At 73.8% G+C, this 6,265-nt stretch carries 5 protein-coding genes and 1 pseudogene; 3 read left to right on the forward strand and 3 right to left on the reverse strand.

The genetic code is table 11. From position 1 onward, the window contains the following. Positions 1–12: 12 nt before the first annotated feature. Together AB0E88_RS26735 and AB0E88_RS26740 are read right to left on the reverse strand one after the other, a co-directional pair. On the reverse strand, positions 13–612 hold the full coding sequence (locus AB0E88_RS26735; RefSeq protein ID WP_361635335.1) for a response regulator: 600 nt from the start codon (positions 610–612) through the stop codon (positions 13–15). Positions 613–748: 136 nt separating this feature from the next. Then, positions 749–1,117, reverse strand: coding sequence for a chorismate mutase (locus tag AB0E88_RS26740; RefSeq protein WP_361635337.1), 369 nt, complete (start codon positions 1,115–1,117; stop codon positions 749–751). A 125-nt stretch (positions 1,118–1,242) separates the two neighbouring features. Here AB0E88_RS26740 and AB0E88_RS26745 point away from each other — a divergent pair, with 125 nt between their 5' ends. Then, a complete protein-coding gene (locus AB0E88_RS26745) occupies positions 1,243–2,139 on the forward strand; it encodes a hypothetical protein (RefSeq protein WP_361635339.1) in 897 nt (298 codons plus the stop codon). Between the two features lie 30 nt (positions 2,140–2,169). On the opposite strand, the gene AB0E88_RS26750 is transcribed toward AB0E88_RS26745, so the two are convergent. Beyond that, the gene (locus AB0E88_RS26750) at positions 2,170–4,578 is read right to left on the reverse strand and encodes a polysaccharide lyase 8 family protein (protein ID WP_361635353.1); all 2,409 of its coding nucleotides are present in this window, start codon (positions 4,576–4,578) and stop codon (positions 2,170–2,172) included. A gap of 233 nt (positions 4,579–4,811) precedes the next feature. Here AB0E88_RS26750 and AB0E88_RS26755 point away from each other — a divergent pair. Further along, positions 4,812–4,976: pseudogene (locus tag AB0E88_RS26755) on the forward strand (DeoR family transcriptional regulator); the annotation flags it as partial. Between the two features lie 159 nt (positions 4,977–5,135). Next, positions 5,136–5,975 carry a substrate-binding domain-containing protein gene (locus AB0E88_RS26760; RefSeq protein ID WP_361635356.1) on the forward strand — a complete coding sequence of 280 codons (840 nt, stop codon included), beginning with the start codon at positions 5,136–5,138 and terminating at the stop codon, positions 5,973–5,975. The last annotated feature ends 290 nt before the right edge of the window (positions 5,976–6,265 follow it).

Consider the following 6,265-nt stretch of genomic DNA (forward strand, 5'->3'; position numbering starts at 1 on the left):
TCGCTACGCGGCCTATGTCCCCTCGGGCGCCCGGGTGCCCTCGTGTGCGGGAACCGCCCGCGGGGGGCGGGCCGGGTCGGTGGGGGCGGTGGGGCGTGCCGGGTCGCGCTGGTGCGGTACGGCGGCCGGCCGGGGCGCGGGGTGGGGCAGCGGCGCCGGTCCGGCGCTGCCGGTGCCGTCGGCCGGCCGGGCGCGCAGCCGGCGGATCTCGTGCTCCAGGGCGAGGCGGTGCTGGTGGGTGTCGTAGAGGTGGCGGACCTGGGTGCGCAGCGTCCACGGGTCGACGGGGGTGCCGATGACGCCGGCGACGCGGAGGTCGAACGCGGCGGCCGCGAGGTCGGGGTCGGGGCGGGGGCCGGTGAGCAGGACGACGGGGATGTGCTGGGTCTGCTCGAGGCGGCGCATGTAGCGCACCACGTCCAGGGCGCCTGCGCCGGGTGTGCGCACCTGGAGCAGGAGCAGCCCCACGCGGCCGCGCAGCAGCTGTTTGAGCGCCGCGTCGCCGCTGGTGGCCCGGCCCAGGCGGTAGCCGAGCGGGGCCAGGGTGCTCTCCAGGGCGTACAGGGTGCCCTGGTGTTCGTCGACGATGAGGATCTCGGCATCCGACGGCATGGCCCGGTGTCCCTCCCGCGCGCTGAGGGGTTCAGCTTACGGCCGGGTGCTGACGCGCGGTGCCGGCCGGATCACCTGCTGTGCTCGCGGTGGCCGGATCGATGCGGTCGGGGCGGTGTGCCGGGGGCGGGCCGGGTCAGTGGGCGGGGCCGGCGGCGGGGGTGGGGCCGGCCGTGCCGTTCGCGGTGTCCTCGGCGATGCGCTCGTGGTGCCGGATCACCTCGGCGACGATGAAGTTCAGGAACTTCTCGGCGAAGGCGGGGTCGAGTTTGGCGCTCTCGGCGAGGCCGCGCAGCCGCTCGATCTGGCGGGCCTCGCGCGCCGGGTCGGCCGGCGGCAGCTGGTGGGCGGCCTTGAGGTGGCCGACCTGCTGGGTGCACTTGAAGCGCTCGGCGAGCATGTGGACGACGGCGGCGTCGATGTTGTCGATGCTGTCGCGCAGCCGGGACAGTTCGGCGCGGACGGCCGGGTCGACGTCACCGGTTCCGGTGTTGCTGATGGTCATGGCCGTCCACCCTAGTGCGTGCCGGGTACCGCCCGACCAGCGAGGATCCGCCGAAACCGGTCTGGCGGAGGTTCGGCCGGATCTGCGTACAGTGGAGGCGGGGTCGAGCGTCTTGGGGGTTGGGCGTGGGCAACGGTGGACCGGTCCGGCACGGCTACCCGCATCTGCGGACGGTGCGGGCGGCCGTCACCGCGCTGTACAAGCGCCTGTCGTACGACACGATCGCCACGTTCGCGACGAGTGTGGCGCCGGTGGACGTGGCGTTCTGCGACACCGACGACCTGTATCTGGGGGCGCAGCGGGTGGCGCGGGAGCTGGTGCGGCACTACCGGCTCCCGGACGCGCGGCTGATCGTGTCCTTCCGTGAGATGACGCATGCGGCGAACGTCGAACTGACCGCCGGGCCGGAGTACTTCGTGGAGCTGAATGACCGGTTCCGTACGCATCGGCGGGACATCGGGGCGGCCCTGGCGCACGAGATCATGCACGTGTATCTGCACCGGCTGGACCTGGCGTTCCCGGGCACGCGCGAGAACGAGATCCTCACCGACACGGCGGCGACGTACCTGGGCGCGGGCTGGCTGCTGCTGGACGCCTACCGGGAGGACGGGGCGTCGTCGCAGAAGCTGGGGTATCTGACGCCGGAGGAGTTCGGGTACGTGCTGGCGAAGCGGTCGCTGCTGTTCGGGGAGGACCCCTCGACGTGGTTCACCAGCGCGCGGGCGTGCGAGGCGTACGGCGCGGGGCTGGCGCTGGCCCGCCAGGACGAGCGGCAACCGCCGCTGACGGCGGCCGGCTGGGCGGGACGCCGGCGCTACGCGCGCGACCGGCGCCACGCGCAGGAGCACGCGCGCGTGGCCGCGCCGGACGGTGTGCCGTACAGCTTCGCACCGGACGGGCACGGGCCGTTGCGGGTGTCGTTCCCGTGCCCGACCTGCCATCAGCGGATCCGGGTGCCGGTGCGGGGGCGGGTACGCGCGCGGTGCGTGCTGTGCCGGACGGTGTGGGAGTGCGACACCTAGGGCCTGCCGCCGGGATCCCCCGGGCCGGGCCTAGGCCAGGGTGACCCGGGCGGTGTGGACGGTCCCGAGGGTGCCGGGCGTGATGCGCAGGGTCAGGGCGCTCCCGGTCGCCAGCACCTGCACCGTGGGATCGGCGGAGGTCACCGCGGACACCGGACGGTTCCAGGTGAGGTCGATGGCGGCGCCGTCGCGCAGCGGCCCGGAGACGCAGACGGTGGCCGTACCGCCGCCGCGGCGGATCATGACGCTCGCCGGGGCGGTCGCGGTGAGGTCGTGGACGGTGCCGGGGAGCCAGAAGTTGACGCCGGTGAAGCCGAGCGCGGGTGCGCAGACGCCCTGCTGGTCGTCCGTGTTGGCGAGGATCCTCAGCCGGCCGGCGTCGGCCGCGCGGGCGGCGGTCTGCCGGGCGGTGGCGCCGGGCAGGATCGCGTAGGCGTAGTCCGCCGCGGTCGGGTCGGTGCCGTGGTCCATCCAGAGCGTGAGGTAGCGGCGGGTGACGGGATCGGTGGTGCCGCCGGTGTTGATGGCGGACCAGGAGCCGGTACGGGCCTCACGCAGCGTCTCCAGGGCGGTGCCGCCGGGGAAGACGTACCCGCCGAAGCCGGCGAGGTGGGCCCAGCGGGCGCGGGGGAAGGTGGTGCGCCGGCCGAGGACGGCGGGCTGGACGGTGCCGTCGACGGTGAGGGCGTGGCTGCCGTTCGCGCCGAGGTTGCGGTTGTCGACGATCGTCTCCGCGCCCGCTGCGTCCCGGCCCTGGATGCCGGCGCCCAGGCAGACGATCATGTCGTCGAGGAAGAACCAGGACTTCTTCGCGACCAGGGTGGAGGACAGGCCCTTGAGGTGCTGGCCGACGGCCGCGTACGTGCCGTCGGTGGCGCCGCCGACCCAGCGCACGTCGGGGCGGGCCGCGCCCCAGGCGCCGCCCTCGCCGTCGGCGAGCGGCTTGCGGGAGACGGTGGTGCCGGGCAGGCGCATCGGGTCGACGGTGGCCCAGAAGCTGTCGCTGTACTGACCGTTGCCGAAGGCGTCGCCCCACCAGTAGAGCATTCCCGAGCCGCTGTGCCAGCCGCGCAGGTGCTCGCCGTTGCCGTTCTCGTAGTACGTGATCCGCTTCGAGGCCATCGACACGCTCGCTGCCCAGCCGGGGCGGCGGTGCACGGCTCTGTCCATGCCGGGGAAGAGGCGGTGGCCGGTGGGTTCGGGGGCGGCGGCGGTCGTGGTGGAGTCGGCGATGGCCTTCAGCCGGGCGAGCTGGGCCACGTTCAGGGCGTCGCTGGTGAGGATCGGGCGGTAGGTGGCGCGGGTGATCCAGCCCTTGATCATGGCCTCCCAGCGGGTGCGTTCGGCCGGGGAGGCGCTGCGGGCGAGCAGGGCGATGCAGGCGATGATCGCGTGGCCGCGCAGATGGTCGTCCTGGAGGATCCCGCGGGTGTCGCTCTTCTGCACGCCGCGGCTGACCGCGCGCCCCGACACGTCGTCCATGGCGAGGCCGTTGAAGAGGAACGGCGCGTACGCCTTCTCGACGGAATCGAGGATGACCTGCCGGCCGGGGTCGGTGACCTCCCAGGCCGACCCTTCCAGCAGTGCGAACAGCAGGGACAGTCCGCCGAGCATCACCGCGCCGTAGGAGCCGGCGTAGGGGACGTAGGTGTGCTGGATGAAGCTGCCGTCGGCGTACAGGCCGTCGCCGGAGGTGACGTAGGGGAAGACGGGGCTGAGCGCGTCCCGGGCGAGGGCGATCTTGGCCGCGTCCTTGCCGAGGACGCCGCGCAGGGCGATCACCCGGCACAGGTCGACGCGGTTGGCGCCGGTGGAGGTGCCGGTGTACTGCGCGACCGCGCTGTCGGGCACGAAGTGGTCGACAGCGGCGGCGTAGTCGGCGATCCGGGCCGCGCCGAGGCTGTCGTAGAGGTGGGTGGCGATGTCGAGCAGGGCCTGCGGGGCGCCGATCTGCCAGCTCCACCAGTTGCCGTAGCGGGCCTGGCCGGCGTTGTACGCCTCGGCGTGCAGATGGTCGAGGCCGGCGATGATCTCGGCGAGCAGGGCCGCGTCGCCGGTGAGGCCGGTGCCGGGCTGCGCGTAGGCCTCGGTGAGGGTCCGCAGCCGCGTGTAGCTGGTGACCATGTTCCCGGAGTACGTGTACGACTCGCTGTCGGTGTCCGGGTCGGGGTCGGCGTAGGGCAGGTCGGGCCACAGGGAGCCTGGTGTGGCGTTCATCGTGGCGCGGAGTGCGGCGGCGGTCGTGCCGACCGCGGCGAGGCGGGCGGCGTAGGGGTCGGCGGTGGGGTCGAATCCGGTGCCGAGCGTGAGGCTGCGCCACTTCAGGCGGAGGGTGTCGTAGGGGTCGTCGGCGGCGTGGGCGGTGGCGGGGAGGGCGACGGCGAGGGGTGCGGTGGCGGCGGTGGCGAGGGCCGCGGTGAGGAGGGCTCGGCGGGTCATGCGGGGCATGGCGTGGTACCTCCGGTGCGAGGAGGGAGCGGACGGGCGGGGGCGGGGCGGGGCCCAGTCCGCGATGAGGTGAAGCGGTTTCTAACACGAACGAACACGCATCGGCAATGAATCGCACAGGAGGGCTTTGTTTTGTTCGTTCGCTCATAAGCGTTCAATTTCGATCGGCGGCGGGCTAGGCTGCTGGTGGCGGAGGTGCCGTCGTCAGTCGCAAGGGGACCGCAGTGGCGCACGCAGGGGAACGGCATCAGGAAATCCTGCGCAGGGTGCGCGAGAGCGGCTCGGTACGCGTCAGTGACGTCGCCGCCGCACTGGGGGTCTCCCCCATCACCGTGCGGCGCGACGTCGAGGCGCTCGCCGAGCGGGGGTTGCTGGTGCGGGTGCACGGGGGTGCGGTGCTGCCGGGGGCCGTGCCGGGCGGGGGCGCCGGCGGAGGGCCCGGCGGGCGTACGGGTGGGGGTGCCGGCGGGGGTACAGGTGGCGGTGCCGGCGGAGGTGCCGGCGGAAGCGCGGGCGGGGGTTTCGGGTGGGGCGGGCGGGAGCCTGTCGTGGGGCTCGTCGTGCCTGCCGCCGACTACTACTACCCCGAGGTGATCAAAGGGGCGCGGGAGGCGGCCGCCGAGTGGGGGGTCCGGATCGTCCTCGGCATCTCGCAGTACGACCCCGAGCAGGAGCAGGCGCAGGTGCGGCACATGCTCTCCGAGGGGATCGACGGGCTGCTCATCACTCCGTGTGAGCGGGTGGGGGATGGGGAGGGGTTCCTGCCCGGCGACCTCGCCCCGCCCGGTGCTCCCGGGGTGCCGTATGTCCTGGTGGAGCGGCAGCCTGGGGACGACGTCGCGGACGCCGAACAGGTGGTCAGCGACCATGCCTACGGTGCGCGGATCGCGGTGCGGCATCTGGCGGAGGCCGGTCGGTCGCGGATCGGGCTGATCCTGCGGGACGACAGTCCGCATCGGGGGCTGGTGCGGGAGGGGTTCGTGGGCGGGCTCGCGGGAGTGGGACTGCCGGACGACTTCGTGCTGCCGCTGCCGTCGCCGTCACAGGGGCGGGCGGGTGAACGGGAGCGGGTGCTCGAGGAGTTCACCGAGGCGGTGGTCTCGGGGCGGATCGATGCGGCGCTCGTGCACAACGACCACGACGCGATCGTCGTGTTGCAGCGGCTGCGGGCGCGGGGGGTGCGGGTGCCGGACGACGTGGCGCTCGTGGCGTACGACGACGAGGTCGCGGGACTGGCCGACGTGCCGCTGAGCGCGGTGGCTCCGCCGAAGCGGGCGGTGGGGGTGGCGGCGGTGGAGCTGATCGCGCGACGGCTGGCCGAGCCGGGGCGGGCTCGGCATCGGGTGACGCTGCTGCCGGAGTTGCGGGTGCGGGAGTCCAGTGGGTGAGGCTTTGCCTGCGGCGCCTGGTGCGTGTGCCTGCGGCGCCGGGTGCGTTGTCGTCTGCGGGTTTCGTTGTGGCTGGTCGCGCCGTTCCCCGCGCCCCTTTTTGTGCCTGCGGCGGCCCGTTGCCGTCCGGTGGTCGGTTGCGGTCTCGCCTGCGGTGCGTCGTGGGTCGGGGCCGGGCGGGTAGTAGGAGGAGACCAGGGCGGGGGAGCCGGAGTCTTCGGCGCGTACGTCCCAGTACCCCGGCGGCCATGGCCCGATGGAGGACCTGGCGGTCGACGCCGACTCCGGCC

Origin of the sequence: Streptomyces sp. NPDC028635, assembly GCF_040637635.1 — a bacterium.
GTDB lineage: Bacteria > Actinomycetota > Actinomycetes > Streptomycetales > Streptomycetaceae > Streptomyces.

Excerpts from the sequence above, each read along its gene's own strand:
- AB0E88_RS26735 (WP_361635335.1), bottom strand. The coding sequence starts at position 612 with ATGCCGTCGGATGCCGAGATCCTCATCGTCGACGAACACCAGGGCACC.
- AB0E88_RS26740 (WP_361635337.1), bottom strand. The coding sequence starts at position 1,117 with ATGACCATCAGCAACACCGGAACCGGTGACGTCGACCCGGCCGTCCGC.
- AB0E88_RS26750 (WP_361635353.1), bottom strand. The coding sequence starts at position 4,578 with ATGACCCGCCGAGCCCTCCTCACCGCGGCCCTCGCCACCGCCGCCACC.